Source organism: Stenotrophomonas sp. 57, from assembly GCF_030291075.1.
In the GTDB taxonomy this organism is placed as follows: Bacteria; Pseudomonadota; Gammaproteobacteria; order Xanthomonadales; family Xanthomonadaceae; genus Stenotrophomonas.
Genome location: NZ_CP127407.1, coordinates 4,050,930 through 4,076,407, shown reverse-complemented (window position 1 = coordinate 4,076,407; position 25,478 = coordinate 4,050,930). Strand labels below are relative to the sequence as shown.

The window sequence follows — 25,478 nt, the reverse complement described above, 5'->3', positions numbered from 1 at the left end:
CCGTGCCCGGCTGCTTTCCGTTCCGGTTTTGCCGTATCCAGGAGCCCCCATGTCCAGCGCCATCACCGCCCGCGGCTACCAGTCCGGCTTCGGCAACGAATTCGCCACCGAGGCCGTTGCAGGTGCGCTGCCGGTCGGGCAGAACTCACCGCAGAAGGTGGCCCACGGCCTGTACGCCGAACAGCTGACCGGCACCGCGTTCACCGCGCCGCGCGGCAGCAACCGCCGCAGCTGGCTGTACCGGATCCGCCCGGCGGTGGCCCATGGCGAGTTCACCCCGTTCGCGCAGTCGCAGCTGCAGTGTGATTTCGGCTCGCAGCCGGCCTCGCCGAACCAGCTGCGCTGGAGCCCGCTGCCTCTGCCGGAACTGCCGACCGACTTCGTCGAAGGCCTGTACACGATGGGCGGCAACGGTTCGCCCGATGCGCATGCCGGCGTGGGCATCCATTTGTATGCCGCCAACCGCGACATGGTCGGCCGCTATTTCTACAACGCCGACGGCGAGCTGCTGATCGTGCCGCAGCTGGGCGCGTTGCGCCTGCTGACCGAGCTGGGCGTGATCGAGATCGAACCGCAGCAGATCGCGGTGATTCCGCGTGGCGTGCGCTTCCGCGTGGAGCTGCCCGATGGCCCGAGCCGCGGCTACATCTGCGAGAACTACGGCGCGCTGCTGAAGCTGCCCGACCTGGGCCCGATCGGCTCCAACGGCCTGGCCAATCCACGCGACTTCGAGACCCCGCATGCGGCGTTCGAGGATGTGGATGGCGATTTCGAACTGATCGCCAAGTTCGAAGGCCGCCTGTGGCGTGCGCCGATCGACCATTCGCCGCTGGACGTGGTGGCCTGGCACGGCAATTACGCGCCGTACCGCTACGACCTGCGTCGCTTCAACACCATCGGCTCGATCAGCTACGACCACCCGGACCCGTCGATCTTCCTGGTGCTGCATTCGCCCAGCGACACGCCGGGCACCAGCAACATGGACTTCGCGATCTTCCCGCCGCGCTGGCTGGTGGCGCAGAACACGTTCCGCCCGCCGTGGTTCCACCGCAACATCGCCAGCGAGTTCATGGGCCTGGTGCACGGTGCCTACGACGCCAAGGCCGAAGGCTTCGTGCCGGGCGGCGCGTCGCTGCACAACTGCATGAGCGGCCACGGTCCGGATGCACCGACCTTCGACAAGGCGTCCAATGCCGATCTGTCCAAGGCCGACGTGATCAAGGACACGATGGCCTTCATGTTCGAGACCCGCGGGGTGATCCGCCCGACCGCGCAGGCGCTGGCTGCCGGCCATCGCCAGGGCGATTACCAGCAGTGCTGGAACGGCCTGCGCAACAACTTCCGGTCGTCCCGCTAGGTAGGTGGGTGCCGACCGTTGGTCGGCACGGCTGCGCCGGAACCTGCGCTTACGCCACCTCGGCGAAGGCGTCGCAATGCTCCAGCGGCAACGCCTCCAGCAGGCGCTGGCGCACGCGCTGGCAATAGCCATCCGAAGTCAGCGCGGGCAGCAGCTGCATCGCCGACTGCAGCCGCTGCAGCACCTCATCCTCCGCACGCGCCTGCTGCAGATCGCGGAACAGCGCCGCTGCCTGCGGATGCCGCTGCATTTCCAGGATGCCCAGCACGTAGATGCGTGCCGCCACCAGCGAACGGCGACGTTCGACCGGCGTGGCGCTGGTGTTGGTTGGCACCTTCACCGGCGCTGCATTGGCCGGTTCGGCAGCGGCGTGAGGGGGGGCCGCCGCCGTTGCCGTGCCGGTCGCCAGATAGCCCGCCTGCACCAGTTGGATCACCATCGCCGGCGCCTCCTGGCCAAGCAGGCCGGTCAGGTCGGCAACGGTGCGCTGGCCGTCGCACAGGATCAGCAGCCGGCGCTGGCGCATGTCCAGCGGCGCACGGTGGGCCTGCAGCGCGGTTCGGGCGAGATCGGTCTTGCGCGGTTGCATGGAAGGGACAGCCAAGTCGGTGCACGCCGAGCCTGAACGAGGGCGATGAAACGGCGATGACAATGCAGCGCCTGCACGCGCGCTGCGCTAGCGTGCAGCCAACCACGTGCCCGGGAACCGCACCGATGAAGCATCTTCCACTCGCTGGTCTTCTGCTCCTGTCGCTCGCCGCCTGCGGCCGTGCGCCTGAAACACCCGCTGAGGCCCCGGCCAAAGACACGGCGCCGCCCACTGCAGCGGCCGATGCCGATCTGGCGAGCCGGTCGCCGGCCGATCCCCGCACCGACAGCCCTGCGCGGCTGGATGGCTACGCCGGCGCGACGCTGGGCGCCGGCATCGCCGAGGTCCGCAGTGGCTTCGGAACACCGCTGCAAGGGCTGGGCACCGACGCTGCCGGCAAGCCATTGCCGGCCGACGACAGCAACGACGGTTGCTACTTCCTGCGTCCGCAGGATGCCGAGGATCCACGCCTGATGATCGAGGCGCGCAAGCTGGTGCGTTACGACGTACGCAGCGCGGCCATCACCGCCCCGGGTGGCGGCAAGGTCGGCATGACGCTGGGTGAGTTGCAGGTACTGTACCCGGAGCGGGCCGATGTCGGCCCTGACAAGTACGACGACAAGGCCCAGCACCTGCGCGTGCGCCCGGCGCAGGAAGGCGCTGCGGTGATCGACTTCGCGCTCGGTGCCGACGGCCGCGTGAGCGCCTGGCGGGTCGGAAAGACCCCGCAGGTCGATTACGCGGAAGGCTGTGGCTGATTCTTGATCGAGGGCCCAGCCCTGCGCGCGGGCCCAGCGTAGAATCGCGCCACGACCGCTGGGGGAGTGCTCGATGATCGCCATTGCCATTGCCTGGTTCCTGCTTGGCCTGCTGCTGCTGGCGCTGGGCGGGGACTCCATCGTCAAGGCCGTCTCCGGCCTGGCCCAACGCTTCGGGGCCACGCCCTTCACTGCGGGCCTGCTGCTGCTCGGGGTGCCCACCTCGTTGCCGGAACTGGCGGTCAACGCGCGCGCACTGGCGGTGGGTCAGCCGGAACTGGCGCTGGGCAATGCGGTGGGCAGCAGCATCGTCAACCTCGGCCTGACCCTGGCCATGGCGGCCATCGCCGCGCCGCTGCTGCTGCGCGCACGCCTGCAGACGGTGCTGTGGTGGTCGTTGCTGGCGGCCGGCGTGCTGCTGATCCTGTTCGGCCTGGATGGCCGCCTGGCGCGTTGGGAAGGTGGCGTGCTGGTGGCCGGCTTCATTGTCGTGCAGGTCGTGCTGCTGCGCCGTGGTCGCAGCGAGAACGCCGAGGTGCAGGCGGCCATCGCCGAATCCGCGCTGAGCCGCACCAGCCTGCCGTTGAACGTGCTGAGGGTGTTGATCGCGGCGCTGGCGCTGTACTGGGGCGCGCGCCTGGTGGTGGGGGCTGCCACCGACTTCGGTGCTGCGCTGGGCTGGACGCCGCTGCTGGTCGGCCTGCTGCCGGTGGCGATCGGCACCGCGCTGCCGGAAGTGGCCACCGCCATCGCCGCCGCGCGCCGCGGGCATGGCGACATGGTGCTGGGCCATGTACTGGGTTCCAGCGCGGTCAACCTGCTGCTGGTGATCGGTGTGATGGCACTGCTGCAGCCGTTGGCACTGCCGGCTTCGTTCGTACGCCTGGAACTGCCCGCGTTGCTGGCGTTCGCGCTGGTGCTGTACCCGATGCTGCGCGGCGACCTGAAGATCAGCCGAGGCGAAGGCGGGATCCTGCTGGTCGCATTCGTCGGCTGGTTCGTGCTGGAGCTGCTGCTGGTGGGCGCGGCATGAGGTAGTGCCGGCCGCTGGCCGGCAACCTCATTGCCTCTGACGGAACCCTTGCCATTGCCGGCCAGCGGCCGGCACTACCGGTTCTGCGTGGCTTCTTCTTCCCGCACCGGTTCCGGCGGCGGCAGCTGCTCTTCGGCGGCCGGCTCGTTGCCGGGCAGGCTGGGGCGGGTTTCCATCAGCAGCGACAAAGCGGCCTTGGCCATCATGTGCGCGCTGATCGGTGCGGTGATGAACAGGAACACGGTGATCAGCAGCTCGCGCGGCTGCGGGTCCTGGCCCAGGAAGATGTGGTAGCAGACCGAGCACACCAGCACGCAGCCGACGCCCAGCGTGCTGGCCTTGGTTGGCGCGTGCAGGCGCTTGAAGAAGGTGGACAGCTTCACCAGGCCCAGTGCGCCGACCAGGATGAAGAAGCAGCCGAACAGCAGCAGGATCGACAGGCCGATCTGGATCGCGGTGATCATTCGACGATGTCCCGGCGCAGCACGAACTTGCTCAGCACCACGGTGCTGCCGAAGCCGAGCATGGCGATGATCAGCGCGGCCTCGAAGTAGATCGGCGAGTTGAGGTACATGCCGAACAGCATCAGCTCGGCGATCGCGGTCACCGACAGGGTGTCCAGCGCGAGGATGCGATCGGGCACGGTCGGCCCGCGCAGCAGGCGCCAGGTGGCCAGCAGCATCGCCAGGCCGACCACGTGCATGCACACCACCAGGGTGGTCTGGATGACTTCAAAACCGGTCATGGGAAGATCTCCATCAACGGCGCCTCGTAACGGCGCTTGATCGTATCGATCAGGTCCTGCGGGTCCTCCAGGTGCAGCACGTGCACCAGCAGGTACTTGCGGTCGTCGCTGAGCGCAGCCGAGACCGTGCCCGGAGTCAGCGTGATCATGCTGGTCAGCGCGGCGATGCCGTGGATGTTGGCGATGTCCAGCGGCAGCCAGATGAAGCCCGGATGGATGTTCTTCTCCGGGCCGAGCACCTGCAGGGCGACGCGGATGTTGGACATCAGGATGTCCCACAGGGTCACGCACAGCAGTTTGGGCAGCGGGCGCAGCGTGCCGATGCGGGCGAACTCGCGGTCCAGGCGTGCGGCGAACAGCGGCACCACCACGCCCAGTACCAGCCCCAGCACGATCTGGCCGAGGGTGAAGCTGTCGGACATCAGCAGCCAGAACGCCACCACCATGATGCTGAGCATCGGTGAGGGAATGACGCGGCGGAACAGGGAGCGCTGGGCGGTCATGGCTGGCGGATCTCCGGCGTGGTCGCGCGCAGCTGCTGCACGTACTCACTGGGGTGCAGCAGCTGTGCAGCGGTGGCGTCGGTGTAGCGCATCAGCGGGGCGGCGGCCAGGGTCATGCCGATGCCGTAGCCCAGCAGGATGCAGGCGGCGTACAACTCGACCCGGCGCAGGCGTGCCTTGCGCGGCTTCGGTGCCTCCGGATCGACCGGCGGCACGCGCCAGAACAGGCGGATGCCGCCGCGGGTCAGGCCCATGATCACCAGCAGGCTGCTGACCAGCACCGCGGTCCAGACCGGGCCGGTGTACTGCGCCGGCATGCCGGCCAGCAGCGCGGCCTTGGCCAGGAAGCCGGAGAGCGGCGGCAGGCCGGCCACCGACACCGCGCCGATCAGGAACAGCACCGCCGGCGTTTCCTTGCCCGGCATCGGTGCCACCACTTCCTTGCGATCGCTGGCGCCACCACGGCGGCGGCGGATCAGATCGGCAATGAGGAACAGTGCAGCGGCCACGAAGCTGCTGTGCGGCAGGTAGTACAGGCCGGCCGAGAGCACCTGCGGGTTGCCGACCGAGAAGGCGATGAACAGCGTGGCCGCCGAGACGATCACCAGATACGAGATCAGCACGCGCAGGCGGGTCGCAGCCAGGGTACCGAGGCCGCCGAGCACCAGCGTTGCCACGCCGGCCCACAGCAGCCAGTCTCGGCCGTAGCCGGCCATGGCGCCCGCATCATCGCCGAACCACAGCATCTGGATGCGCAGCACCGAGTACAGGCCGACCTTGGTCATGATCGCGAACAGCGCGGCCACGGCGGCCGGTGCGCGCGAATAGGCTTCCGGCAGCCACAGGTACAGCGGCATCAGCGCGGCCTTGGCGCAGAACACCAGCAGCAACAGGCCCATCGTCGCCTTCACCAGGGTCAGTTGCGCCGGCGGCACTTCGGCGATGCGCTGCGACAGTTCGGCCATGTTCAACGAGCCCAGCGAGGCGTACAGCAGCCCCAGTGCAATCAGGAACAGCGTCGAGGCGGTGACGTTGAACACCACGTAGTGCAGGCCGATGCGCATGCGCAGGCCGCGGCCACCGCTGAGCAGCAGGCCGTAGGAGGCGATCAGCATCACCTCGAAGAACACGAACAGGTTGAAGATATCGCCGGTGAGGAACGCGCCATTGAGGCCCACCAGCTGGAACTGGAACAGCGCATGGAAGTGCGGCGCACGACGGTCCCAGCCCGAGCAGGCATGCAGCAGGCAGGGAATGGCCAGAAGCAGGGTGGTCAGCAGCATCCACGCCGACAGCCGGTCGGCCACCAGCGCGATGCCCAGCCGCGACGGCCAGTCACCCAGCAGGTAGACGTTGATGTCACCGCTGGCCGTGCTGGCAAACAGCAGGCCCACCGCCAACGCCAGCGCCGACAGCGCAGTCCAGGCCACCGCGCGCTGCACCCTGGGGCCGTAGCGACGATGTTCGACGAACAGCGACAGCGCAGCACCCAGCAGCGGAATCAGGATCGGCAGGATCACCAGATGGTTCATGCGCGGTCCTCGCCCTGGCGCGGCGGCACGCTCTCATCCTGCAGGTCGTCGTCGGGCTCGTGGGCGTCCACGTGGTCGCTGTGGTTGTCGCTGCGGCTGCGCATGGCCAGCACGATGCTGACCGCGGTCATCGCAAACGCGATCACGATCGCGGTCAGCACCAGCGCCTGCGGCAGCGGATCGGTGTAGTTGCCGAGGTGGCTGTCCACGCCTTCCTGCAGCACTGGCGCCTTGCCCAGCACCACGCGGCCACCGGCGAAGATCAGCAGGTTGGTGGCGTAGGACAGGAAGGTCATGCCGAGGATCACATCGAAGCTGCGCGCACGCAGCAGCAGGTAGATGCCGATGGCGGTCAGCACGCCGATCGCGGTAGCCAGGGCCAGTTCCATCAGTGCATCTCCCCGGTGCGGGCCGAACGGCGTTGCAGGTCGATCTCACCCTTGCGGGCGGTGCGGGTGCGCGAGGGCTTGATCGTGCCCATCATCGACAGCATCAGCATGGCGCCGCCGAACACCACCAGGTAGACGCCGATGTCGAAACCGATCGCACTGGCCAGCGGCACGTCGCCGATCAGCGGCAGGTGCAGGTCGAGGTGGCCGCTGGTCAGGAACGGCACGCCGAACAGCATCGAGGCGCAGCCGCTGAGCAGGGCGATCAGCAGGCCCATGCCGATGCAGCGGATGTAGTCGAAGCCGAAGCGCGACTCCACCGAGGCAGTGCCCTGGATCACGTACTGGATCAGCAACGGTACCGCCAGCACCAGGCCGGCGATGAAGCCGCCGCCCGGTGCGTTGTGGCCGCGCAGGAACAGGAAGATCGACACCGTCAGGGTCAGCGGGAACATGATCTGCGCCAGGTCGGCCGGTACCGGCAGCTTGATCGGCGGGCCGGGCATGATCTGTTCCGGTGCCATCCGCGTGCGGCGCAGCAGGGCGTGCACCACCAGCGCGGCGATGCCGAACACGGTGATCTCGCCAAACGTATCGAAACCGCGGAAGTCGACCAGGATCACGTTGACCACGTTCTGGCCGTACGCCTCGGGCAGGGCACGGGCGAGCAGCTCGCCGGCCATGGTGTTCGGCGGCAGGGTCATCGCCGAATAGGCCAGCGCGCCAAGCCCGGCACCGGCAACGATCGCGATCACCGCGTCGCGCCGCTTGCGCCAGCGCGGCCGCTCCGGCCCGGACTGCGCGGGCAGGTAGTTCATGCCCAGCAGCATCAGCACCAGGGTGACCATCTCCACCAGCAGCTGGGTCAGCGCCAGGTCCGGCGCGGACAGGAACACGAAGGTCAGCGCCACCATCAGGCCGACGCCGCCGACCAGCAGCACCGCCAGCAGGCGCTGCTTGTAGACGCGCAGGGTGGCCACCGCACAGGCCATCATCACCAGCCACAGCGCCCAGCCCAGCAGTGGGATCGGCTGCGGCCGGGTCCAGTTCGGTGAGGCCGGATGGGCGATGTAGGGCGCGGCGGCCACGGTGATGGCCACCAGCACCAGGCCCAGCAGCATGCGCTGCAGGCTGCCATTGGCGATGCCGTTGGTCAGGCGCATGGCCAGCGCAGAGATCGCGTCCAGCTGCGCGTGGAACACGTTGCGGCCAGTGCTGACGTTGGTCACCGCGTGCAGGTTGATCAGCTTGCGCAGGCCGAAGTACAGCGCCACGCCGCCGACCACGCCTATGGCACTCATCGCCAGCGGCAGGTTGAAGCCGTGCCATACGGCCAGGCTGTACTCGGGCATGGCGCTGCCGAGGATCGACGCCGCAGCGGCATGCAGCACCGGCGCCACGGTCAGTGCCGGTGCCACGCCCACCGCAATACAGATCACCACCAGCAGTTCCACCGGCACCTTCATCCAGCGCGGCGGCTCGTGCGGCACGCGGTCCAGATCATGTGGGCCAGGGCCGAAGAAAGTGTCGTGCACGAAGCGCAGGCTGTACGCCACCCCGAATACGCCAGCCAGCAACGCAGCGATCGACACTGCCGTGCGCATGATTCCCGGGCCCCCGGCCGTGATCGCTTCGGCGAACAGCATTTCCTTGGACAGGAAGCCGTTGAGCAGGGGAATGCCGGCCATCGCCAGCGAGGCGATGATCGCCAGCGCGCTGGTGAACGGCATCAGCTTGCGCAGGCCGCCCAGCTTGCGCATGTCGCGGGTGCCGGTCTCGTGGTCGATGATGCCGGCGGCCATGAACAGCGAGGCCTTGAAGGTGGCGTGGTTGAGGATGTGGAACACGCCGGCCACCACCGCCATCGGCGTGGACAGGCCGAACAGCAGGGTGATCAGGCCCAGGTGAGAGATCGTCGAATAGGCCAGCAGGCCTTTCAGGTCGTGCTGGAAGATCGCGTTCCAGGCACCGATCAGCAGGGTCAGCGCGCCGATGCCGCTGACCGTGTAGAAGAACAGGTCGCTGCCGGCCAGCGCCGGGTGCAGGCGCGCCAGCAGGAACACGCCGGCCTTCACCATGGTGGCCGAGTGCAGGTAGGCCGAAACCGGGGTGGGCGCGGCCATCGCGTGCGGCAGCCAGAAGTGGAACGGGAACTGCGCGCTCTTGGTGAAGATGCCGGCCAGCACCAGGAACAGCGCATACGGATAAAGCGCGCTGGCGCGTATCTGCTCGCCGGCGGCAAGCACCACGTCCAGGTCGAAGCTGCCGACGATGCGGCCGATCAGCAGCACGCCACCGAGCAGGGCCAGGCCACCGCCACCGGTGATCACCAGCGCCATGCGCGCGCCTTCGCGGGCGTCCTGGCGGTGCGACCAGAAGCCGATCAGCAGGAACGAGCTGATGCTGGTCATTTCCCAGAAGATCATCAGCAACAGCAGGTTGCCCGACAGCACCATGCCCAGCATGGCGCCCATGAACAGCAGCAGGTAGCAGTAGAAGCGGTGGGCGTTGTCCTGCTGGCTCAGGTAGTAGCGCGCATACAGCACCACCAGGGCGCCGATGCCCAGCACCAGCCCGGCGAACATCCAGGCCAGCCCGTCCAGGCGCAGGGTGAAGTCCAGCCCGATCTGCGGCAGCCACGGCACCAGGGTGCGGACCACCTGGCCATCGAGTACAGCAGGCGTCAGCCAGCCGAGGATGGCAAGCCCGCCCAACGGCGCCAACGCCGCCAGCCAGGCAGCAGTCGAGCGCGAACTACGGGGGAAGGCCGCAACAACCGCTGCCATCAGGAACGGCAGGGCCAGCAGCAGGGGCAGGCTGGGGAGCATGCAGGGAATCCATGATTCACGAGCAGGTCAGGGAGGATAACAGGCTGCGAAATGTCGCCGAAACCCATCGAACAGCGATCAATTGCATGTAACGTTCGCTGATTCATTTTTTCTGCGGCGCAACATCGCGTTCCTGCATCGCCTCGCCGGCTGCCCTCGGGAGACACCCTACGCCCACGCAGGGAGACCTCAGGCCCTGTCGCACATGGGCTGCCGTCGACGGGCGGGCGGTGGGGAGCGGATCACCGGGGCAGGCTGGCAGGGCCGCCGTGGAGTGCGGGTGACGGAATTCGCCCGTTCAGGAAACGACGGCCGCTGCCGGCTGCCGGCACGTCAGTAGCGCCAGTCGAGCTTGCGGTAGAGCTTGGCCATCACCCAGGCCGGGCCGATCAGCAGGTAGGTCAGGTCGGTCAGGAAGCTGGGCTTGCGGCCCTCGAACGTGTGGCCGATGAACTGCGCCACCCAGGCCACCACGAACACGCCTACCGCCAGCCAGCGCAGGGCCTGCAGGCCGATTTCTGCTTCCAGCAGGCGGCACAGGCAGCCGAACACGAAGAACTGGATGAGCATGCCGATGCCCAGCGGGCGCGACAGCTTGTTGTAGAAGCACCAGGCGCTGAACATCGCGAACGCCGACCAGATGCCGTACTGGAACCAGGTGATCAACGGCGGCAGGCACCACAGCAGGGCCACCACCGACCACAGGATGGCCGGTACTGCCACCACGTGGATGCGCTGGTTGATCACGTTCTGGTGGTCGTCGGAATAGCTGGCGAAATAGCGGTCGATCGGCCGCGCAAGCTCGGTGGAGGTCTGCATGCGGCCAGCATACTCCGCCGGGGCAGCGCGGTGATGGGCGGCGAATGGGGAGCGACGGGGTGGGGCGCACCGGGCGGGACCGATGGGGCGGGGGCGACCGGGTAGAGTCGACTGTCAGTCGACTACCGCGCGCAGCGCGGGAATTTTCGCCGTCGGAACGAAGAGCAGTCGACCGTATCCCGGCCGAATTCATCCCAATCAACCGCATCCCGGCCCGATTCCATCCCAGCAGACGCACCGCCGTCGGCGGTCGCGCCTTCAATACGCCCCCAGCCGTTCCGGCCGGGGGCGCAGGGGCATCAGTCGACGCTGATCCCGGCGAGGCGCTGCAGTGCCTCGGCATACTTGGCGCGGGTGCGCTCGATGATCTCCGCCGGGATGTTCGGGCCCGGGGCGGTCTTGCCCCAGTCCAGCGTCTCCAGGTAGTCGCGCACGAACTGCTTGTCGTAGCTCGGCGGGCTGGTGCCCACTTCGTACTCGTCGGCCGGCCAGTAACGCGAGGAATCCGGCGTCAGCATCTCGTCCATGATGTACAGGCGGCCATCGGCATCGGTACCGAACTCGAACTTGGTATCGGCCAGGATGATGCCGCGCTCGCGGGCGTAATGGGCGGCGAACTTGTAGATGCGCAGGGTGGCGTCGCGCACGCGCTCGGCCAGGTCGGCACCGACCTGCTTCACCATCGCATCGAAATCGATGTTCTCGTCATGGTCGCCGACGGCGGCCTTGGTCGAGGGGGTGAAGATCGGCTCGGGCAGCTGCTCGGCCTGGCGCAGGCCGTCTGGCAGGTCGATGCCGCTGACCTTGCCGGTGCGCTGGTAGTCCTTCCAGCCGCTGCCGATCAGGTAGCCGCGGGCGATCGCTTCCACCGGAACCGGCTTCAGCTTGCGGGTGACCACCGCACGCTTGGCGTACAGGGCCGGGTCCACGCCTTCGGGCAGCACGCTGGCCACGTCGATACCGGTCAGGTGGTTGGGCATCAGGTGCGCGGTCTTGGCGAACCAGAAGTTGGACACCTGGCAGAGCATCTCGCCCTTGCCCGGAATCGGGTCGGGCAGCACCACGTCGAACGCCGACAGGCGATCGGTGGCCACCATCAGCAGGTAATCGCCCGGCGGGGTCCCTGCAGGCAGCCGCTCGCGCGGGATATCGAACACATCACGCACCTTGCCGCGATGGCGCAAGGGCAGGCCGGGGAGATCGGATTGCAACAGCGTGGTTGGCACGGGCACTCCTGGGGCGTTGTCGATACGGCTGCCCAACGGACCCGGCGGGCCCGCTGACCAGCGGGCGGCCTAGTGTAAAGCCGTCCGGGCCCGCTGTGACGTAAAATGAGCGTCCATTTCGTCGGTCGCCCCCGGAGCGCCATGCGCTGGTACGGAAAACTGCTCGGATTCATCGCCGGCGCCCTGCTGTTCCGGCCCAATCCCCTGTTCGGCGCGGTGGTCGGCCTGTTGATCGGCCACGCCTTCGACTCGGACTGGTTCCGCCTGAACAAGGAGAACCCTTACCGGGAGCTGGGGCTGACTTCCGAGGCCACCGATGCCGAGGTCGAGCGCGCCTACCGCAAGCTGATCTCCCAGTACCACCCTGACAAGCTGGGCGGTGCGGCCCCCGAGCTGCAGCAGCAGGCCGAGCAGAAGTCGCGGCGGATCAACGCCGCCTACGATCGCATCAAGACCCTGCGCAAGCGCTGACCCGACAGTCCCGCCTGCGGGCGGGAGAATCCTTTCCCCGTTCCGAAGGCCCCGGCCATGTCCAACTGCCTCATCGCCCCGTCCATTCTCTCCGCCAACTTCGCCCGTCTCGGCGAGGAAGTCGACAACGTCCTCGCCGCCGGCGCCGACTGGGTCCACTTCGATGTGATGGACAACCACTACGTGCCGAACCTGACCATCGGCCCGATGGTCTGCCAGGCCCTGCGCAAGCACGGCGTGACCGCGCCGATCGACGTGCACCTGATGGTCGAGCCGGTGGACCGCATCATCCCGGACTTCGCCGAGGCCGGTGCCACCTACATCAGCTTCCACCCGGAGGCCAGCCGCCACGTGCACCGCACCATCCAGCTGATCCGCTCGCTGGGCTGCAAGCCGGGCATCGTGCTGAACCCGGCCACCCCGGTGGACATCCTCGACTGGGTGCTGGATGACCTGGACCTGGTGCTGCTGATGTCGGTCAATCCGGGTTTCGGCGGCCAGGCCTTCATTCCGTCGGCGCTGGACAAGCTGCGCGTGGTCCGCCAGAAGATCGATGCCAGTGGCAAGGACATCCGCCTGGAGATCGACGGCGGCGTGAAGGCCGACAACATCGGCGAGATCGCCGCCGCCGGCGCTGACACCTTCGTGGCCGGCTCCGCCATCTTCAACGCCAAGACCAGCTACCCGGACGTGATCGCGCAGATGCGCGCGAACGTTGCTGCGGCAAGGGGCTGAGCCATGGGCACGGTGGCCGTGTTGAACATCCGCCCGGCCACCGTCGCAGACGCTGGCCTGATCCTGCATTTCATCCGCGAGCTGGCCATCTACGAGAAGGCCGAGCATTCGGTGCAGACCGATGAGATCGGCATCGCCGAGAGCCTGTTCGGCGCCGATGCGACAGCTCGCGCGTTGATCTGCGAAGCCGACGGTGAGGCCATCGGCTATGCGGTGTATTTCTACAACTACTCCACCTGGCTGGGCCGCAAGGGCATCTACCTGGAAGACCTGTACGTCAGCCAGGAAAAGCGCGGCGTCGGCGCAGGCAAGGCGCTGCTGAAATACATCGCCCGGCAGGCCGTGGCCGAAGGCTGCGGCCGCTTCGAATGGTCGGTGCTGGACTGGAATATCCCGGCCATCGAGTTCTACACCGCCGCCGGCGCCAAGCCGCAGGACGAGTGGACCGTGTACCGGCTGCAGGGCCAGGCGCTGCACGATTTCGCCAACGGGTGAGGTCTGCGGTGGGTGCGAACCGCAACCCGGTGGGTGCGAACCTTGGTTCGCACGATCCCTGTGCACAAAAAAAGCCACGCCAAACCCCGGCGTGGCCCTGCTGTATTCGTGGGAGGCTGATCCTGCCTCCATCCATCGTCCCTGCTATGGCCTTCCATTCTCCGGTTGCTGAATGACATCTGCGTGACATTCACCGCAGACAAACAGCGCATTGCTAGCCTGTGCGCCCCCGTCCTGGAAGCACCACATGGCCGCACCGCGCTGGCGCCTGATCCTCAATGGCAAATCCGCTGGCAACGATGAGTTGCGCGACGCCGTCGGCCACTGGCGCGGGCAGGGTGTGCAGCTGGAAGTGCGGGTGACCTGGGAGGACGGTGATGCCGAGCGCTACGTGGCGGAGGCGATTGATCACGGCGTGGATGTGATCGTTGCTGCCGGTGGCGATGGCACGCTCAGTGCGGTGGCCGAGACGCTGGCGCATCGCGAGGAGGCGGCGGACATGCTGCCCTCGCTGGCGCTGATCCCGATGGGCACCGCCAACGATTTCGCCACCGCTGCAGGCATCCCGACCGAACCGAAGGAGGCCTTCGCGTTGATCGGGCAGGCCGCGCCACACGCCATTGATCTGTTGCGCGTGGACGCCGATGGCACGCCGTGGTGGTGCGCCAATCTCGCCAGCGGTGGCTTCGGCACGCAGGTTACCGTGGAGACCGATGCTGGGCTTAAGAAGATGCTGGGCGGCCTTGCCTACGTGATCACCGGCATCGCCAAACTGGGGCGGATCGAGTCGATCAACGCGCGCCTGTCGGGGCCGGATTTCGCGTGGGAAGGCGACTTCATCGCCCTCGGCATCGGCAACGGTCGCCAGGCGGGTGGCGGCCAGCAGTTGTGCCCGCAGGCGCTGATCGACGATGGCCTGCTGGATGTAACGGTGCTGCCGGAGCTGGAAGGCGAGGTCACCGCCACCCTTGGCCAGATGTTCAAGGCCGGTACCCAGGCGGCGCTGGAACAGCTGGCCACGCGCGCGCGGCTGCCGTGGCTGCAGATCGAATCGCAGCGCTCGTTGACCCTCAATCTGGATGGTGAGCCGGTGCAGGCCCAGCGGTTCCGCATAGACTGCGTGGCGGGACGGGTGCGCATGCACCTGCCGGCCGGTTGCCCGTTGCTGGCCGGGCAGGGGGGTAGAGTCGACGGTTAGTCGACTGCTTTTCGTTCCGACGGCGTAAAACCCCGCGCTACACGCGCAAGTCGACTGACAGTCGACTCGACCGGTTATCGCGCCGGTCCCCGCCATCAGCCCTGTGCTTTCCCGTGGTTCAGTTTCCCAGGGTTCCCCTCCCGCCGATCCTGCGATACAGTCAAGGGGTGTCCAGCCTGACGACCCCGCATACCCTTTCTTCCGCACGCCGTTGGTGGCGATGGTGGCCCGTTGCCGTCGTCCGCCCCCATAACGCTGTGTCCCGGAAGGAAAGTCGTCTTGAACTCGCATGCTCAGTTTCAGCTGCAGGCCGCTGAAGGCCACACCCATATTCCCGTCGTCCGCGAAGTGCTGTCCGACCTGGACACGCCGCTTTCGGTCTATCTGAAGCTCGCCGACGGCCCCAATACCTACCTGTTTGAATCCGTCGAAGGCGGCGAGCGCTTTGGTCGCTACTCGATCATCGGCCTGCCGGCGCGCCGCGTGTACGCCTTCCACGGCCATACGCTGACCGTGCGCGAGGACGGCCAGGTGGTGGACACCCGCGAGGTGGCCGACCCGTTCGCCGAGGTCGAGGCGCTGCGCAGCGCCCACTCGGTGCCGAAGCTGGACGGCCTGCCGGGCTTCACCGGTGGCCTGGTTGGTTGGTTCGGTTTCGAGTGCATCGGCTACATCGAACCGCGCCTGGCGCCGCCGGCCGGCCGTGATGAGCTGGGCACCCCGGACATCCTGCTGCTGGACTCCAACGAGCTGGCGGTGTTCGACAACCTCAAGGGCCGCCTGTACCTGATCGTGCATGCCGACCCGCGCGTCGAGGGCGCGTTCGAGCAGGCGCAGGCGCGCCTGGATGCACTGACCGCCAAGCTGCGTGCACCGGGGGCCGGTTATCCCGCCCCGCTCAACAGCGATGTGCTGGACGAGTCCGATTTCGTCTCCGGTTTCACCCGCGAAGGCTTCGTCGATGCGGTCCAGCGCAGCAAGGAATACATCCGGGCCGGCGACATCTTCCAGGTGGTGCTGAGCCAGCGCCTGAGCGTGCCGTTCAAGGCGCGCCCGGTGGATGTGTACCGGGCGCTGCGTGCATTGAATCCGTCGCCGTACATGTATTTCCTCGATGTCGGCGACCTGCAGGTGGTCGGTTCGTCGCCGGAAATCCTGGTGCGCCTGCAGGATGGTGAAGTGACCGTGCGCCCGATTGCCGGCACCCGTCCGCGCGGTGCCACCGTCGAGCAGGACCTGGCCCTGGAAGCCGAACTGCTGGCCGATCCGAAGGAACGCGCCGAGCACCTGATGCTGATCGACCTCGGCCGCAACGATGCCGGCCGCGTGTCCAGGGCTGGCACTGTGGAAGTGGGCGAGCAGTTCGTGATCGAGCGCTACAGCCACGTCATGCACATCGTCAGCGAAGTGACCGGGCAGCTGCAGCCGGGCCTGAGCTACGCCGACGTGCTGCGTGCCACCTTCCCGGCTGGCACGGTCAGCGGCGCGCCGAAGATCCGCGCGCTGGAAGTGATCCGCGAACTGGAACCGATCAAGCGCAATGTGTACGCCGGCAGCATCGGCTACATCGGCTGGCATGGCGATGCCGATACCGCGATCGCGATCCGCACTGCGGTCATCAAGGATGGCCGCCTGTACGTGCAGGCCGGCGCCGGCATCGTCTACGACTCGGACCCTGACAAGGAATGGGACGAGACGATGAACAAGGGCCGCGCGCTGTTCCGCGCCGTCGCCCAGGCTGCCAAGGGCCTGTGAGCCTTTCCGTGCCGTGGCCTGCGCCGCGGCACCTCCTGCTGTTCCCATTCAAGACAAGGAGTACCGCATGAAGCTGCTGAGCGCATTGCTGTGGTCGTTACTGCTGGCCACGATGGCCCCGTCTGCGTGGGCACAGGCCAATACCATTCCTTCGCAGCCGCACCTGCTGGTGAAGGGCAGTGCCACCCGCACCGTCATGCCGGACCGCTTCACCGTGAAGGTGGCGCTGGCGTCGGTCGACATGCAGACCAGCGTTGCCCGCCAGCGCGTGCAGGGAAATACCGAGCGGGTACTGCAGCTCTTCGAGAAGCATGGCGCCCTGAAGGACAGCGTGCGTGCGGACAACCTGAGCATCACGCCGTCGACGCGTTACCGCGATGATGAAGAGGTGTTCAACGGAATCGAGGCGAGCCGCAGCCTGACGGCATCGTTTGCCAGTGCCGAAGCACTGAAGGACTTCCTGGGTGATCTGAAGGCCAGCCGCGAAGTGCAGGTGAGCACGGCCGTGCCCACCTATGCCAACGCGGCCCGTCTGCGCGCCGAACTGAAGGCCGAGGCCGCTGCCGAGACCCGCGCATCGGCGAAGGGGCTGGCCGGCGCTTATGGCGCGAAGATCACCGGCCTCTACAGCATCTCCGATGTGGCCCCCAGTTTCGCCTACGGCGTGCAGGCAGGCAGTTGGCCGACTGCAGGCCAGGCCGCAGGCGCAGACGGCTATGCAGACGGCGAGAGTACCGCACTGGATCGGATACAGGTCACTGGCAGCCGCGCGGCGCCGGCGCCGGCGGCTGGCGAACTGCTGGTGGCCGCGCCCATCACCTACACCGAAAACGTATACGCCATTTTCCTGATAAGCGACGGAACCTGACCATGTTGTGGATGATCGACAACTACGACAGCTTCACCTACAACCTCGTGCAGTACCTGCAGACGCTGGGCGCCGAGGTGAAGGTGGTGCGCAACGATGCGATGAGCGTGGACGAGATCGCTGCGCAGAAGCCCGAGCGCATCGTCATCTCGCCCGGCCCGTGCACGCCCAACGAGGCGGGCGTGTCGCTGGAGCTGATCGAGCGCCTGGGCCCGACCACGCCGATCCTCGGCGTGTGCCTGGGCCACCAGGGCATCGGCCAGGTCTACGGCGGCACGGTCATCCGTGCCGGCAACATCATGCACGGCAAGACCTCGCCCATCCGCCACGAAGGCAAGGGCGTGTTTGCCGGCCTGCCGGACCGCTACCAGGCCACCCGCTACCACTCGCTGGTGGTGGACAAGAACAGCCTGCCCGATGTGCTGGAAGTGACCGCCTGGACCGAGAACGACGACGGCTCGATCGAAGAGATCATGGGCCTGCGCCATCGCCAGTTCCCGGTGGAAGGCGTGCAGTTCCACCCCGAATCCATCCTCACCGAACACGGCCACGCCCTGCTGCGCAATTTCCTGCAGCGCCCGGCGGCCTGATCCAAGGAGCATTCCCATGAGCTTCTCCCCCCAGGAAGCCCTGCACCGCACCATCGAACACCGCGAAATCTTCTTCGACGAAATGGTCGACCTGATGCGGCAGATCATGCGCGGCGATGTCTCGCCGATGATGACCGCCGCAATCCTCACCGGGCTGCGCGTGAAGAAGGAGACCGTGGACGAAATCGCCGCGGCGGCCACCGTGATGCGTGAATTCGCCCGGCCAGTGCCGGTGGCCGATACCTCCAACCTGGTGGATATCGTCGGCACCGGTGGCGATGGCTCGCACACCTTCAACATCTCCACCTGTTCGATGTTCGTGGCCGCTGCTGCAGGCGCGCGCGTGGCCAAGCATGGCAACCGCAGCGTGTCGTCCAAGTCCGGCAGCGCCGATGCACTGGAAGCGCTGGGCGCAGTGATCGAACTGCAGCCGGACCAGGTGGCCGCTGCGATCGACCGGACCGGCATCGGCTTCATGTTCGCGCCGATCCATCATCCGTCGATGAAGGTCGTCGCGCCGGTGCGCCGCGAAATGGGCGTGCGCACCATCTTCAACATCCTCGGCCCGCTGACCAATCCAGCAAGCGCGCCCTCGGTGCTGATGGGCGTGTTCCATCCCGACCTGGTGGGTATCCAGGCACGCGTGCTGCGTGAGCTGGGCACCGAGCGTGCGATGGTGGTCTGGGGCCGCGACAACATGGATGAGATCTCGCTGGGCGCCGGCACCCTGGTCGGCGAACTGCGCGACGGCAAGGTGCGCGAGTACGAGATCCACCCGGAAGACTTCGGCATCGCCATGTCGGCCAGCCGCAACCTGCGCGTGGACGGCCCGGAGCAGTCCATCCAGATGCTGCGCGCCGTGCTGGACAACGAGCCCGGCCCGGCGCTGGACATCGTCGCGCTGAATGCTGGCGCCGCGCTGTACGTGGCCGGCGTGGCCAGCGATATCGGTGACGGCCTGGCCCGAGCCCGTGCCGCCATCGCCAACGGCAGCGCCCGCCAGCGCCTGCAGCAGTATGTCGAGACCACCCGCGCGCTGGCTGCCTGAGCGCGCGGTTCAGCCTGACCTCCTTGATGGCCGATAATGGCCGTCCTCACCGCCCCCGCACCGAACCGAAGACGATGAGCGACATCCTGCAGACGATCCTGGCCCGCAAGGCCGAAGAAGTGGCCAAGCGCCGCGCCCAGCGCCCGCTCGAGGCGCTGCAGGCCGCCCTGGCCAGCGCCCCACCGCTACGTGGCTTCGTGCGCGCGCTGCAGGCGGCGGTGGCCAACGGCGACCCGGCGGTGATTGCCGAAGTGAAGAAGGCCAGCCCCTCCAAGGGCGTGATCCGCCCGGACTTCCGCCCGGCTGACATCGCCGTCAGCTACGAATTCGGCGGCGCCAGCTGCCTGTCGGTGCTGACCGACGTCGATTTCTTCCAGGGCGCCGACGCCTACCTGCAGCAGGCCCGCGAAGCCTGCACGCTGCCGGTGCTGCGCAAGGACTTCGTGATCGATGCCTACCAGGTATACGAAGCGCGCGTGCTGGGTGCCGACTGCATCCTGCTGATTGTCGCTGCACTGGACGACACCCAGCTGGCCACCCTGTCCGAACTGGCCCTGTCGCTGGGCATGGACGTGCTGGTGGAAGTGCATGACATCGACGAACTGGAGCGCGCACTGCAGGTGCCGGCGCCGATGATCGGCATCAACAACCGCAACCTGCGCACCTTCGAGGTCTCGCTGCAGACCACGCTGGACATGCAGAACGCCGTGCCGCGCGACCGCCTGCTCGTGACCGAAAGCGGCATCCTCGGCCCGCAGGACGTGGCCCTGATGCGCGATGCCGGCATCCATGCCTTTCTGGTCGGCGAGGCCTTCATGCGCGTGGAAGAGCCGGGCGAGGGCCTGCGTCAGCTATTCTTCGCAGCATGACAACGCACTATCCAACGCCGCGCGGGGATGCGCCGCTGGTGGTCTTCGACTTCGACCACACCCTCTACGACGGCGATTCGGGCACCCACCTGTTCGCCTCGCTGATCAAGCGCAACCCGCTGCGCATGCTGGCCGCCCTGCTGGTGACGCCGATTGCCGGGCCGCTGGTGGCGATGCTGCCGACCCGGCGTACCGGTATTTCGGTCTATGTGTGGATCGGCAGTTTCGGCCTGCACCGTGCGCGCGATTTCAACAAGGTGATTGACGCCTACGTGCTGCGCAACGAGGCGCAGATGCGCGCCAAGCTGCTGCCGCAGGCGCTGGAGGTCTTTGCGGCCCACCGCGCCAAGGGTGACCGCGTGGTGGTTGCCACCGGCGCGCCGCCGGAACTGGCTCGCGCCATCCTGGCCTTCGTGGCCCACCAGGACGTACCGGTGATCGGCACCGAGGTCGGCCCGCGACTGGGTGGCGTCGGCCCGACCCGCCACTGCCACAACGAAGAGAAGATGCGCATGCTGCGCGAGCGCGGCTACGGCGAGATCGACATCGCGTATTCGGACAGCACCGCCGATCTGCCGCTGCTGCTGGCCGCCAAGGCGCCGGTGGTGGTGAACCCGAAGCGCTCCAAGGTGGATTTCTTCCGCAGCGTGCTGCCGGCCGGCACCCGCATCCTCAACTGGGGCTGCGTCGACCGCGGCGGCGACAAGGCCTGACCCGCGCCTGTTGTAGAGCCGAGCCATGCTCGGCTGCTCTTCGTTGCGGGATCCGTGTGTCCGCAGCCGAGCATGGCTCGGCTCTACAGGAGATGCTTCAGCGGTAGAGGTGCCCGTACACCGCATGGCCGATCTGGAACAGGCTGATGCCCAGCACCAGCACACCAACGGCCACCAGCACCCAGCGCTCCTTCACCCGCTTGACCAGGATCGCCGCTACCGGTGCGGCCATCATGCCGCCGATCAGCAGGCCGGCAACGATCTGCAGGTGCTGCACGCCCATCGACAGCAGGAAGGTGGCCGAGATGGTCAGGGTGACGATGAACTCGGCGGCGTTGACCGTACCGATGGTGGTGCGCGCCTGGCCGCCGCGGGCGAGCAGGGTGGACGTGGCCACCGGCCCCCAGCCACCGCCGCCACTGGCGTCCAGCAGGCCGGCGAAGAAGCCCAGCACCGGTACCCGGCGGATCTCGCCCTTGGGCATCCAGCGCCCGGCGGCGCGGGCCAGGATGATGATCGCCAGCACCAGCAGGTACAGGTAGATCAATGGCCGGATGATGTCGCCGGGGATCTGGGTGAGTACGTAGGCGCCCACCGCGCCGCCCACCGCGCCGGGCAGGGCCAGGCGCAGGAACAGGCGTTTATCGACATTCCCGGCGGCGAGGTGCGACACACCCGAGGCGCCGGTGGTGAACACTTCCGCGGTGTGGATGCTGGCGCTGACCTGCGCCGGCGGCAGGCCCATGCTCAGCATCACCGACGATGAGACCAGGCCGAAAGCCATGCCCAGCGCGCCGTCGACCAGTTGCGCGCCGAGGCCGATGAGGATGAACCACCAGAATTCGCTGCTCAGTTCCATGCACCGAGCCTAGCGCGCGAAGGAGTGCGGACCAAGGTCCGCACCCACCGGGTGCTCAACGGTCAACGGGTGCCGTACAGCACCACGGTCTTGCCGCGTGCATGCAGCAGGCCGTCGGTCTGCAGCTTCTTCAGTACGCGGCCAGCCATTTCGCGCGAGCAGCCGACCAAGCGGGCCAGTTCCTGGCGCGACACGCGCAGCTGGCTGCCCTGCGGATGGCTCATCGCTTCCGGTTCCTGGGCCAGGTCGTGCAAGGTGCGCACGATCCGGTCGGTGACGTCCAGGAATGCCAGGCGGCTGGCCTTGCGGCTGGTATCGAGCAGGCGCTTGGAGATCTGCTGGCCCAGCGCGTACAGCAGGCGGGGGGCATCAGCCGACAGCGGGCCGAGGAACAGCTGGTGCAGGCGCTCGTAGCTGATTTCGGCCAGCTCGCAGGCGGTACGGGTCCGCAGGATCACCTCGCGGCGGTCCGATTCGACGAACAGGCCCATTTCGCCAACGAACTCGCCGGCACCGAAGTAGCCCAGCACAAGCTCGCGATCGTCATCTTCCTCGGCCATGATCGAAACCGAGCCGCTGACAACGTAGTACAGGGTTCCCGCCGGGTCACCGGGTCGGAAGACGTCGGTACGGGTGGGATATCGCCGCCGGTGGCTGTGCGCCAGGAAACGATCGATGGTGGCGATATCCAAGGCCAGTGGACTGCTAGCTAGGCGCACGGTTGACACGATAGGAGCGCTCCCTCTGCGCATGAACGGATTCACGGGGTCGATAGCGGAGCTTAACCAGCGCAATTGTTAAGGGCAAACAGTGTGCCAGAACTCTTGCGTCTTCACGTTCCCCCCGGGGGCAGTTTGCCCCATAATTCCCCCTTTCCCTTCTTACACAGGAATCGACCGCCGTGGTCAAGCCGTTGCCTCGCCTGAGGCTGCAGGGTTTCAACAACCTCACCAAGGCGCTGAGCTTCAACATCTATGACGTGTGTTACGCGCGCACCGAAGAGGAGCGTCAGCGTTACATTGAATACATCGATGAAGAGTACAACGCCGACAGGCTGACTCAAATCTTGACCGATGTCGCCGAGATCATCGGCGCCAACATCCTGAACGTGGCCCGCCAGGACTACGACCCGCAGGGTGCCTCGGTGACCATCCTGATCTCCGAAGAGCCGGTGATCGACAAGAAGCTGGCCGGCAAGGAGCTGATCTCCGATGCCGTGGTCGCGCACATGGACAAGAGCCACATCACTGTCCACACCTACCCGGAAACCCATCCGCAGGAAGGTATCGCCACGTTCCGCGCGGATATCGACGTGGCCACCTGTGGCGTGATTTCCCCGCTGAAGGCCCTGAACTACCTGATCGAAAGCCTTGAGTCGGACATCGTGATCATGGACTACCGCGTCCGTGGCTTCACCCGCGATGTGAAGGGCAAGAAGCACTTCATCGACCACAAGATCAACTCGATCCAGAACTTCCTGGCCAAGAACATCAAGTCGCGTTACGAGATGTTCGACGTCAACGTCTACCAGGAAAACATCTTCCACACGAAGATGCACCTGAAGGACTTCGACCTGGACCAGTACCTGTTCGAGGAAAAGGCCAAGAACCTGTCGTTCAAGGAACGCATGAAGATCGAAGCGCTGCTCAAGCGCGAGATCGAAGAGCTGTTCCACGGCCGGAACCTGTCCGAGTAAGCCCCATGCGCGATGCCCGCAGGCATCGCCGCCCAGGCGGGACGACCCGCCCCGTGGAACTGGTGTCGCGCAGGCGATATGGTTCCACGGTGATGTACCGACCCACGGCCCGGTGTGAAAACACCGGGCCGTTTCGTTTTTTTCAAGAAAGGTAAGGAGCCCCCACCCATGCCCTGGATCTACCTGCTGCTGGCCGGCCTGTTCGAGATCGGTTTCGCCCTCGGAATGAAGTACTCCGAAGGCTTCAGCAAACCCCTGCCCACCGCTGCCACGGTGGTGTCCGCGCTGATCAGCCTGTACCTGATGAGCCAGGCGATGAAGAGCATCCCGGTTGGTACGGCCTATGCGATCTGGACCGGTATCGGCGCCATGGGCGTGGCGGTGCTGGGCATCTACCTGTTCAACGACAGCGCATCGCCGGCCCGCCTGGCATGCGTGGGGCTGATCGTGGCCGGCGTGATCGGCCTGAAGCTGGTTTCGCCCAACTGATTGACGGGCGCGATCCATGATGGGGTCAGAGCGCTTTTCCGATGGAAAAGGGATCCGACCCCGTGTCGCGGCTACAACCGGTAGGCGATGGTCTTCATCATCTTGGAGGCCAGCGCCATCGCCCCGGGAATCGGGAATGGCAGGCGGCGTGCGCCGGCCTGCTCGGCGTGGTCCGCGTGGCGGGCCTCGTCTTCCTTCATTACCGCGATGACCGCGCGGCTGCGCAGGTCCCCGGCCGGCAGGTCGACCAGGTGCTCGTCCAGATGGGCCTCCACCTGGCGCTCGGTCTCGACCACGAAGCCCAGGTTCCAGCCGTCGCCGCGCAACCCGGCCAGGGTGCCGATGGTGTAGCTGCCGGCGTACCACAGCGGATTGAACAGGCTCGGACGGCTGTCCAGCTCACCCAGCCGGGTGGCGCACCAGGCCAGGTGGTCGGTTTCTTCCTGCGCCGCTTCCAGCAGGTGTTCACGCGTGGCCGGGTCGCGGGCCACGGCCGCCTGGCCGAAGTACAGGCCCTGCGCGCAGACTTCGCCCACGTGGTTGATCCGCATCAGGCCCGCGGCATGGCGCCGCTCGGCGCTGTCCATGCCGGGTTCGTCGGTGTCCGCCGCCGGGTAGGGGCGGGCCGCCGGCGGATTGCCGAACACCGTGTCCAGGGCGCGCTGCGCCTCGGTCAGCAGGTGGTCCAGTGGGGTGGTCTGGCGGAGCACGGGCATGGCAGTAAGCGGTGGGGCGGAAGACCCCTCGATTCTCGCCCGGCCCCGCGCCCCTGCCAACCCGGCACTGGGGCAGGGTTGCGTGCGCCCTGCAAGGTGAGTACAATCCCGCCTCTTACGCTTCACCTTTTCACAACGCGTGGCAGAGTTCCGGCGAGCCTTTCGCCGCAATGAGCCCGACCTAACCTAGAGTTCTTCATGAGCACTTTCACTGCCAAGAACGAGACCGTCCAGCGCGACTGGTACCTCGTCGACGCCGAGGGCAAGACCCTGGGCCGTCTCGCCACCGAGCTGGCCCGCCGTCTGCGTGGCAAGCACAAGCCGGTCTACACCCCGCACGTTGATACCGGCGACTACCTGGTCGTCATCAATGCAGAAAAGATTGCCGTCACCGGCAAGAAGCTGCAGGACAAGATGTATCACCGTTTCACCGGCTACATCGGCAACCTGAAGACCGAGTCCCTGGCCCAGGCGCTGGAGCGCCACCCGGAGCGCGTGATCGAGATCGCCGTGAAGGGCATGCTGCCGAAGGGCCCGCTGGGTCGCCAGATGTACCGCAAGCTCAAGGTCTACGCCGGCACTGAGCATCCGCACGCCGCACAGCAGCCGCAGGTTCTGGATATCTAATCATGGCTATCACTCAAAACTACGGCACTGGCCGCCGCAAGTCCTCCACCGCTCGCGTGTTCCTGCGCAAGGGTTCGGGCAACATCACCGTCAATGGCCGTCCGCTGGACGAGTTCTTCGGTCGTGAGACCGCGCGCATGATCGTGCGCCAGCCGCTCGAGCTGACCAAGAACACCGAAAGCTTCGACATCCTGGTCACCGCCGCTGGCGGCGGCACCACCGGCCAGGCCGGTGCGATCCGCCTGGGCATCGCTCGTGCTCTGGTCGAGTACGACGAAACCCTGAAGTCCGAGCTGCGCAAGGCCGGCTTCATGACCCGTGACGCCCGTGAAGTCGAGCGTAAGAAGGTCGGTCTTCACAAGGCCCGCCGCGCCACCCAGTTCTCCAAGCGCTGATTTACCGCGCCTGGTTGGGCTCCTTCGGGAGCCCGCTGGATGGAAACGCAAAAGCCCGGCTTCGGCCGGGCTTTTGTCGTTCTGGGGGTGTGCATTGGAGAGAGTGAGGTCAGGGCCTTTCCCTGCGGAAAAGATCCGACCCTGTGTCTCTGTAGAGCGAGCCGATGCTCGCCTG

Annotated in this window: 29 protein-coding genes; 17 read left to right on the top strand and 12 right to left on the bottom strand. The window is 66.8% G+C overall.

What is annotated here, in order from left to right; all coding sequences use genetic code 11:
• The first annotated feature begins 49 nt into the window (after positions 1–49).
• Complete coding sequence (gene hmgA / locus QP512_RS18755; RefSeq protein WP_286070201.1) at positions 50–1,357, top strand: homogentisate 1,2-dioxygenase; 1,308 nt, start codon at positions 50–52, stop codon at positions 1,355–1,357.
• Between the two features lie 49 nt (positions 1,358–1,406).
• Here the strand turns inward: hmgA and QP512_RS18750 are convergent, their stop codons facing one another.
• Positions 1,407–1,946, bottom strand: a complete 540-nt coding sequence (locus QP512_RS18750; RefSeq protein WP_286070200.1) for a hypothetical protein — start codon at positions 1,944–1,946, stop codon at positions 1,407–1,409.
• 125 nt (positions 1,947–2,071) lie between these two features.
• On the opposite strand from QP512_RS18750, the gene QP512_RS18745 reads away from it, so the two are divergent.
• A complete protein-coding gene (locus QP512_RS18745) occupies positions 2,072–2,704 on the top strand; it encodes a hypothetical protein (RefSeq protein ID WP_286070199.1) in 633 nt (210 codons plus the stop codon).
• Positions 2,705–2,777: 73 nt separating this feature from the next.
• Complete coding sequence (locus tag QP512_RS18740) at positions 2,778–3,737, top strand: sodium:calcium antiporter (RefSeq protein WP_286070198.1); 960 nt, start codon at positions 2,778–2,780, stop codon at positions 3,735–3,737.
• A gap of 74 nt (positions 3,738–3,811) precedes the next feature.
• Here QP512_RS18740 and QP512_RS18735 read toward each other — a convergent pair whose 3' ends face one another.
• From QP512_RS18735 to QP512_RS18700, 8 genes are all read right to left on the bottom strand, one after another.
• Positions 3,812–4,201: a Na+/H+ antiporter subunit G gene (locus QP512_RS18735; protein WP_154264657.1), complete on the bottom strand. Its 390-nt coding sequence runs from the start codon at positions 4,199–4,201 to the stop codon at positions 3,812–3,814.
• On the bottom strand, positions 4,198–4,482 hold the full coding sequence (locus tag QP512_RS18730) for a K+/H+ antiporter subunit F (protein WP_005411334.1): 285 nt from the start codon (positions 4,480–4,482) through the stop codon (positions 4,198–4,200). Before QP512_RS18730 ends, QP512_RS18735 begins: the two co-directional genes overlap by 4 nt.
• Complete coding sequence (locus QP512_RS18725) at positions 4,479–4,985, bottom strand: Na+/H+ antiporter subunit E (RefSeq protein WP_043399391.1); 507 nt, start codon at positions 4,983–4,985, stop codon at positions 4,479–4,481. The genes QP512_RS18730 and QP512_RS18725 overlap by 4 nt, the downstream gene beginning before the upstream one ends.
• Positions 4,982–6,517, bottom strand: coding sequence for a monovalent cation/H+ antiporter subunit D (locus tag QP512_RS18720; RefSeq protein ID WP_286070197.1), 1,536 nt, complete (start codon positions 6,515–6,517; stop codon positions 4,982–4,984). The genes QP512_RS18725 and QP512_RS18720 overlap by 4 nt, the downstream gene beginning before the upstream one ends.
• A complete protein-coding gene (locus QP512_RS18715) occupies positions 6,514–6,906 on the bottom strand; it encodes a Na+/H+ antiporter subunit C (RefSeq protein ID WP_049428077.1) in 393 nt (130 codons plus the stop codon). The genes QP512_RS18720 and QP512_RS18715 overlap by 4 nt, the downstream gene beginning before the upstream one ends.
• Complete coding sequence (locus QP512_RS18710; protein WP_286070196.1) at positions 6,906–9,734, bottom strand: monovalent cation/H+ antiporter subunit A; 2,829 nt, start codon at positions 9,732–9,734, stop codon at positions 6,906–6,908. The genes QP512_RS18715 and QP512_RS18710 overlap by 1 nt, the downstream gene beginning before the upstream one ends.
• A 333-nt stretch (positions 9,735–10,067) precedes the next feature.
• Positions 10,068–10,553 (bottom strand): Mpo1-like protein, encoded by a 486-nt coding sequence (locus QP512_RS18705; RefSeq protein WP_286070195.1) that lies wholly within the window; start codon positions 10,551–10,553, stop codon positions 10,068–10,070.
• Between the two features lie 299 nt (positions 10,554–10,852).
• Positions 10,853–11,779 (bottom strand): phosphoribosylaminoimidazolesuccinocarboxamide synthase, encoded by a 927-nt coding sequence (locus QP512_RS18700; protein ID WP_286070194.1) that lies wholly within the window; start codon positions 11,777–11,779, stop codon positions 10,853–10,855.
• A 141-nt stretch (positions 11,780–11,920) separates the two neighbouring features.
• Between QP512_RS18700 and QP512_RS18695 the strand changes: the two genes are divergently transcribed.
• From QP512_RS18695 to QP512_RS18650, 10 genes are all read left to right on the top strand, one after another.
• Positions 11,921–12,250 carry a DnaJ domain-containing protein gene (locus tag QP512_RS18695; protein WP_005411327.1) on the top strand — a complete coding sequence of 110 codons (330 nt, stop codon included), beginning with the start codon at positions 11,921–11,923 and terminating at the stop codon, positions 12,248–12,250.
• Positions 12,251–12,307: 57 nt separating this feature from the next.
• Positions 12,308–12,985, top strand: coding sequence for a ribulose-phosphate 3-epimerase (rpe, locus tag QP512_RS18690; RefSeq protein ID WP_286070193.1), 678 nt, complete (start codon positions 12,308–12,310; stop codon positions 12,983–12,985).
• Between the two features lie 12 nt (positions 12,986–12,997).
• A complete protein-coding gene (locus tag QP512_RS18685) occupies positions 12,998–13,480 on the top strand; it encodes a GNAT family N-acetyltransferase (RefSeq protein ID WP_286072068.1) in 483 nt (160 codons plus the stop codon).
• 247 nt (positions 13,481–13,727) lie between these two features.
• Positions 13,728–14,678, top strand: coding sequence for a lipid kinase YegS (gene yegS / locus QP512_RS18680; protein ID WP_286070192.1), 951 nt, complete (start codon positions 13,728–13,730; stop codon positions 14,676–14,678).
• 279 nt (positions 14,679–14,957) lie between these two features.
• Positions 14,958–16,433, top strand: a complete 1,476-nt coding sequence (trpE, locus tag QP512_RS18675) for an anthranilate synthase component I (RefSeq protein WP_286070191.1) — start codon at positions 14,958–14,960, stop codon at positions 16,431–16,433.
• A 67-nt stretch (positions 16,434–16,500) separates the two neighbouring features.
• On the top strand, positions 16,501–17,301 hold the full coding sequence (locus QP512_RS18670; protein WP_286070190.1) for an SIMPL domain-containing protein: 801 nt from the start codon (positions 16,501–16,503) through the stop codon (positions 17,299–17,301).
• Between the two features lie 2 nt (positions 17,302–17,303).
• Positions 17,304–17,891: an aminodeoxychorismate/anthranilate synthase component II gene (locus QP512_RS18665; RefSeq protein WP_005414697.1), complete on the top strand. Its 588-nt coding sequence runs from the start codon at positions 17,304–17,306 to the stop codon at positions 17,889–17,891.
• 16 nt (positions 17,892–17,907) lie between these two features.
• The gene (gene trpD / locus QP512_RS18660) at positions 17,908–18,939 is read left to right on the top strand and encodes an anthranilate phosphoribosyltransferase (protein WP_286070189.1); all 1,032 of its coding nucleotides are present in this window, start codon (positions 17,908–17,910) and stop codon (positions 18,937–18,939) included.
• A 74-nt stretch (positions 18,940–19,013) separates the two neighbouring features.
• Entirely contained in the window at positions 19,014–19,808 is a 795-nt protein-coding gene (gene trpC, locus QP512_RS18655) for an indole-3-glycerol phosphate synthase TrpC (RefSeq protein ID WP_286070188.1), read from the top strand.
• Complete coding sequence (locus QP512_RS18650) at positions 19,805–20,521, top strand: haloacid dehalogenase-like hydrolase (protein ID WP_286070187.1); 717 nt, start codon at positions 19,805–19,807, stop codon at positions 20,519–20,521. The genes trpC and QP512_RS18650 overlap by 4 nt, the downstream gene beginning before the upstream one ends.
• A 97-nt stretch (positions 20,522–20,618) precedes the next feature.
• Here the strand turns inward: QP512_RS18650 and QP512_RS18645 are convergent, their stop codons facing one another.
• A complete protein-coding gene (locus tag QP512_RS18645; protein ID WP_054172646.1) occupies positions 20,619–21,380 on the bottom strand; it encodes a sulfite exporter TauE/SafE family protein in 762 nt (253 codons plus the stop codon).
• Between the two features lie 62 nt (positions 21,381–21,442).
• Positions 21,443–22,132, bottom strand: a complete 690-nt coding sequence (gene crp / locus QP512_RS18640) for a cAMP-activated global transcriptional regulator CRP (RefSeq protein ID WP_012481435.1) — start codon at positions 22,130–22,132, stop codon at positions 21,443–21,445.
• A 149-nt stretch (positions 22,133–22,281) separates the two neighbouring features.
• On the opposite strand from crp, the gene speD reads away from it, so the two are divergent.
• Together speD and sugE are read left to right on the top strand one after the other, a co-directional pair.
• Positions 22,282–23,076, top strand: a complete 795-nt coding sequence (speD, locus tag QP512_RS18635) for an adenosylmethionine decarboxylase (protein ID WP_005411315.1) — start codon at positions 22,282–22,284, stop codon at positions 23,074–23,076.
• A gap of 168 nt (positions 23,077–23,244) precedes the next feature.
• On the top strand, positions 23,245–23,565 hold the full coding sequence (gene sugE / locus QP512_RS18630) for a quaternary ammonium compound efflux SMR transporter SugE (RefSeq protein ID WP_005411314.1): 321 nt from the start codon (positions 23,245–23,247) through the stop codon (positions 23,563–23,565).
• Between the two features lie 71 nt (positions 23,566–23,636).
• On the opposite strand, the gene coq7 is transcribed toward sugE, so the two are convergent.
• Positions 23,637–24,281 (bottom strand): 2-polyprenyl-3-methyl-6-methoxy-1,4-benzoquinone monooxygenase, encoded by a 645-nt coding sequence (gene coq7 / locus QP512_RS18625; RefSeq protein WP_286070186.1) that lies wholly within the window; start codon positions 24,279–24,281, stop codon positions 23,637–23,639.
• 198 nt (positions 24,282–24,479) lie between these two features.
• Between coq7 and rplM the strand changes: the two genes are divergently transcribed.
• Together rplM and rpsI are read left to right on the top strand one after the other, a co-directional pair.
• The gene (gene rplM / locus QP512_RS18620; protein WP_005414692.1) at positions 24,480–24,908 is read left to right on the top strand and encodes a 50S ribosomal protein L13; all 429 of its coding nucleotides are present in this window, start codon (positions 24,480–24,482) and stop codon (positions 24,906–24,908) included.
• A gap of 2 nt (positions 24,909–24,910) precedes the next feature.
• Positions 24,911–25,303, top strand: a complete 393-nt coding sequence (gene rpsI, locus QP512_RS18615; RefSeq protein ID WP_005411311.1) for a 30S ribosomal protein S9 — start codon at positions 24,911–24,913, stop codon at positions 25,301–25,303.
• Positions 25,304–25,478: the final 175 nt, after the last annotated feature.

What these genes read in the sequence shown, in the direction of transcription:
- hmgA (WP_286070201.1), top strand. Translation starts at nt 50, where the DNA reads ATGTCCAGCGCCATCACCGCCCGCGGCTACCAGTCCGGCTTCGGCAAC.
- QP512_RS18750 (WP_286070200.1), bottom strand. Translation starts at nt 1,946, where the DNA reads ATGCAACCGCGCAAGACCGATCTCGCCCGAACCGCGCTGCAGGCCCAC.
- QP512_RS18745 (WP_286070199.1), top strand. Translation starts at nt 2,072, where the DNA reads ATGAAGCATCTTCCACTCGCTGGTCTTCTGCTCCTGTCGCTCGCCGCC.
- QP512_RS18740 (WP_286070198.1), top strand. Translation starts at nt 2,778, where the DNA reads ATGATCGCCATTGCCATTGCCTGGTTCCTGCTTGGCCTGCTGCTGCTG.
- QP512_RS18735 (WP_154264657.1), bottom strand. Translation starts at nt 4,201, where the DNA reads ATGATCACCGCGATCCAGATCGGCCTGTCGATCCTGCTGCTGTTCGGC.
- QP512_RS18730 (WP_005411334.1), bottom strand. Translation starts at nt 4,482, where the DNA reads ATGACCGGTTTTGAAGTCATCCAGACCACCCTGGTGGTGTGCATGCAC.
- QP512_RS18725 (WP_043399391.1), bottom strand. Translation starts at nt 4,985, where the DNA reads ATGACCGCCCAGCGCTCCCTGTTCCGCCGCGTCATTCCCTCACCGATG.
- QP512_RS18720 (WP_286070197.1), bottom strand. Translation starts at nt 6,517, where the DNA reads ATGAACCATCTGGTGATCCTGCCGATCCTGATTCCGCTGCTGGGTGCT.
- QP512_RS18715 (WP_049428077.1), bottom strand. Translation starts at nt 6,906, where the DNA reads ATGGAACTGGCCCTGGCTACCGCGATCGGCGTGCTGACCGCCATCGGC.
- QP512_RS18710 (WP_286070196.1), bottom strand. Translation starts at nt 9,734, where the DNA reads ATGCTCCCCAGCCTGCCCCTGCTGCTGGCCCTGCCGTTCCTGATGGCA.
- QP512_RS18705 (WP_286070195.1), bottom strand. Translation starts at nt 10,553, where the DNA reads ATGCAGACCTCCACCGAGCTTGCGCGGCCGATCGACCGCTATTTCGCC.
- QP512_RS18695 (WP_005411327.1), top strand. Translation starts at nt 11,921, where the DNA reads ATGCGCTGGTACGGAAAACTGCTCGGATTCATCGCCGGCGCCCTGCTG.
- rpe (WP_286070193.1), top strand. Translation starts at nt 12,308, where the DNA reads ATGTCCAACTGCCTCATCGCCCCGTCCATTCTCTCCGCCAACTTCGCC.
- yegS (WP_286070192.1), top strand. Translation starts at nt 13,728, where the DNA reads ATGGCCGCACCGCGCTGGCGCCTGATCCTCAATGGCAAATCCGCTGGC.
- QP512_RS18670 (WP_286070190.1), top strand. Translation starts at nt 16,501, where the DNA reads ATGAAGCTGCTGAGCGCATTGCTGTGGTCGTTACTGCTGGCCACGATG.
- QP512_RS18665 (WP_005414697.1), top strand. Translation starts at nt 17,304, where the DNA reads ATGTTGTGGATGATCGACAACTACGACAGCTTCACCTACAACCTCGTG.
- trpD (WP_286070189.1), top strand. Translation starts at nt 17,908, where the DNA reads ATGAGCTTCTCCCCCCAGGAAGCCCTGCACCGCACCATCGAACACCGC.
- trpC (WP_286070188.1), top strand. Translation starts at nt 19,014, where the DNA reads ATGAGCGACATCCTGCAGACGATCCTGGCCCGCAAGGCCGAAGAAGTG.
- QP512_RS18650 (WP_286070187.1), top strand. Translation starts at nt 19,805, where the DNA reads ATGACAACGCACTATCCAACGCCGCGCGGGGATGCGCCGCTGGTGGTC.
- QP512_RS18645 (WP_054172646.1), bottom strand. Translation starts at nt 21,380, where the DNA reads ATGGAACTGAGCAGCGAATTCTGGTGGTTCATCCTCATCGGCCTCGGC.
- crp (WP_012481435.1), bottom strand. Translation starts at nt 22,132, where the DNA reads ATGCGCAGAGGGAGCGCTCCTATCGTGTCAACCGTGCGCCTAGCTAGC.
- sugE (WP_005411314.1), top strand. Translation starts at nt 23,245, where the DNA reads ATGCCCTGGATCTACCTGCTGCTGGCCGGCCTGTTCGAGATCGGTTTC.
- coq7 (WP_286070186.1), bottom strand. Translation starts at nt 24,281, where the DNA reads ATGCCCGTGCTCCGCCAGACCACCCCACTGGACCACCTGCTGACCGAG.
- rplM (WP_005414692.1), top strand. Translation starts at nt 24,480, where the DNA reads ATGAGCACTTTCACTGCCAAGAACGAGACCGTCCAGCGCGACTGGTAC.
- rpsI (WP_005411311.1), top strand. Translation starts at nt 24,911, where the DNA reads ATGGCTATCACTCAAAACTACGGCACTGGCCGCCGCAAGTCCTCCACC.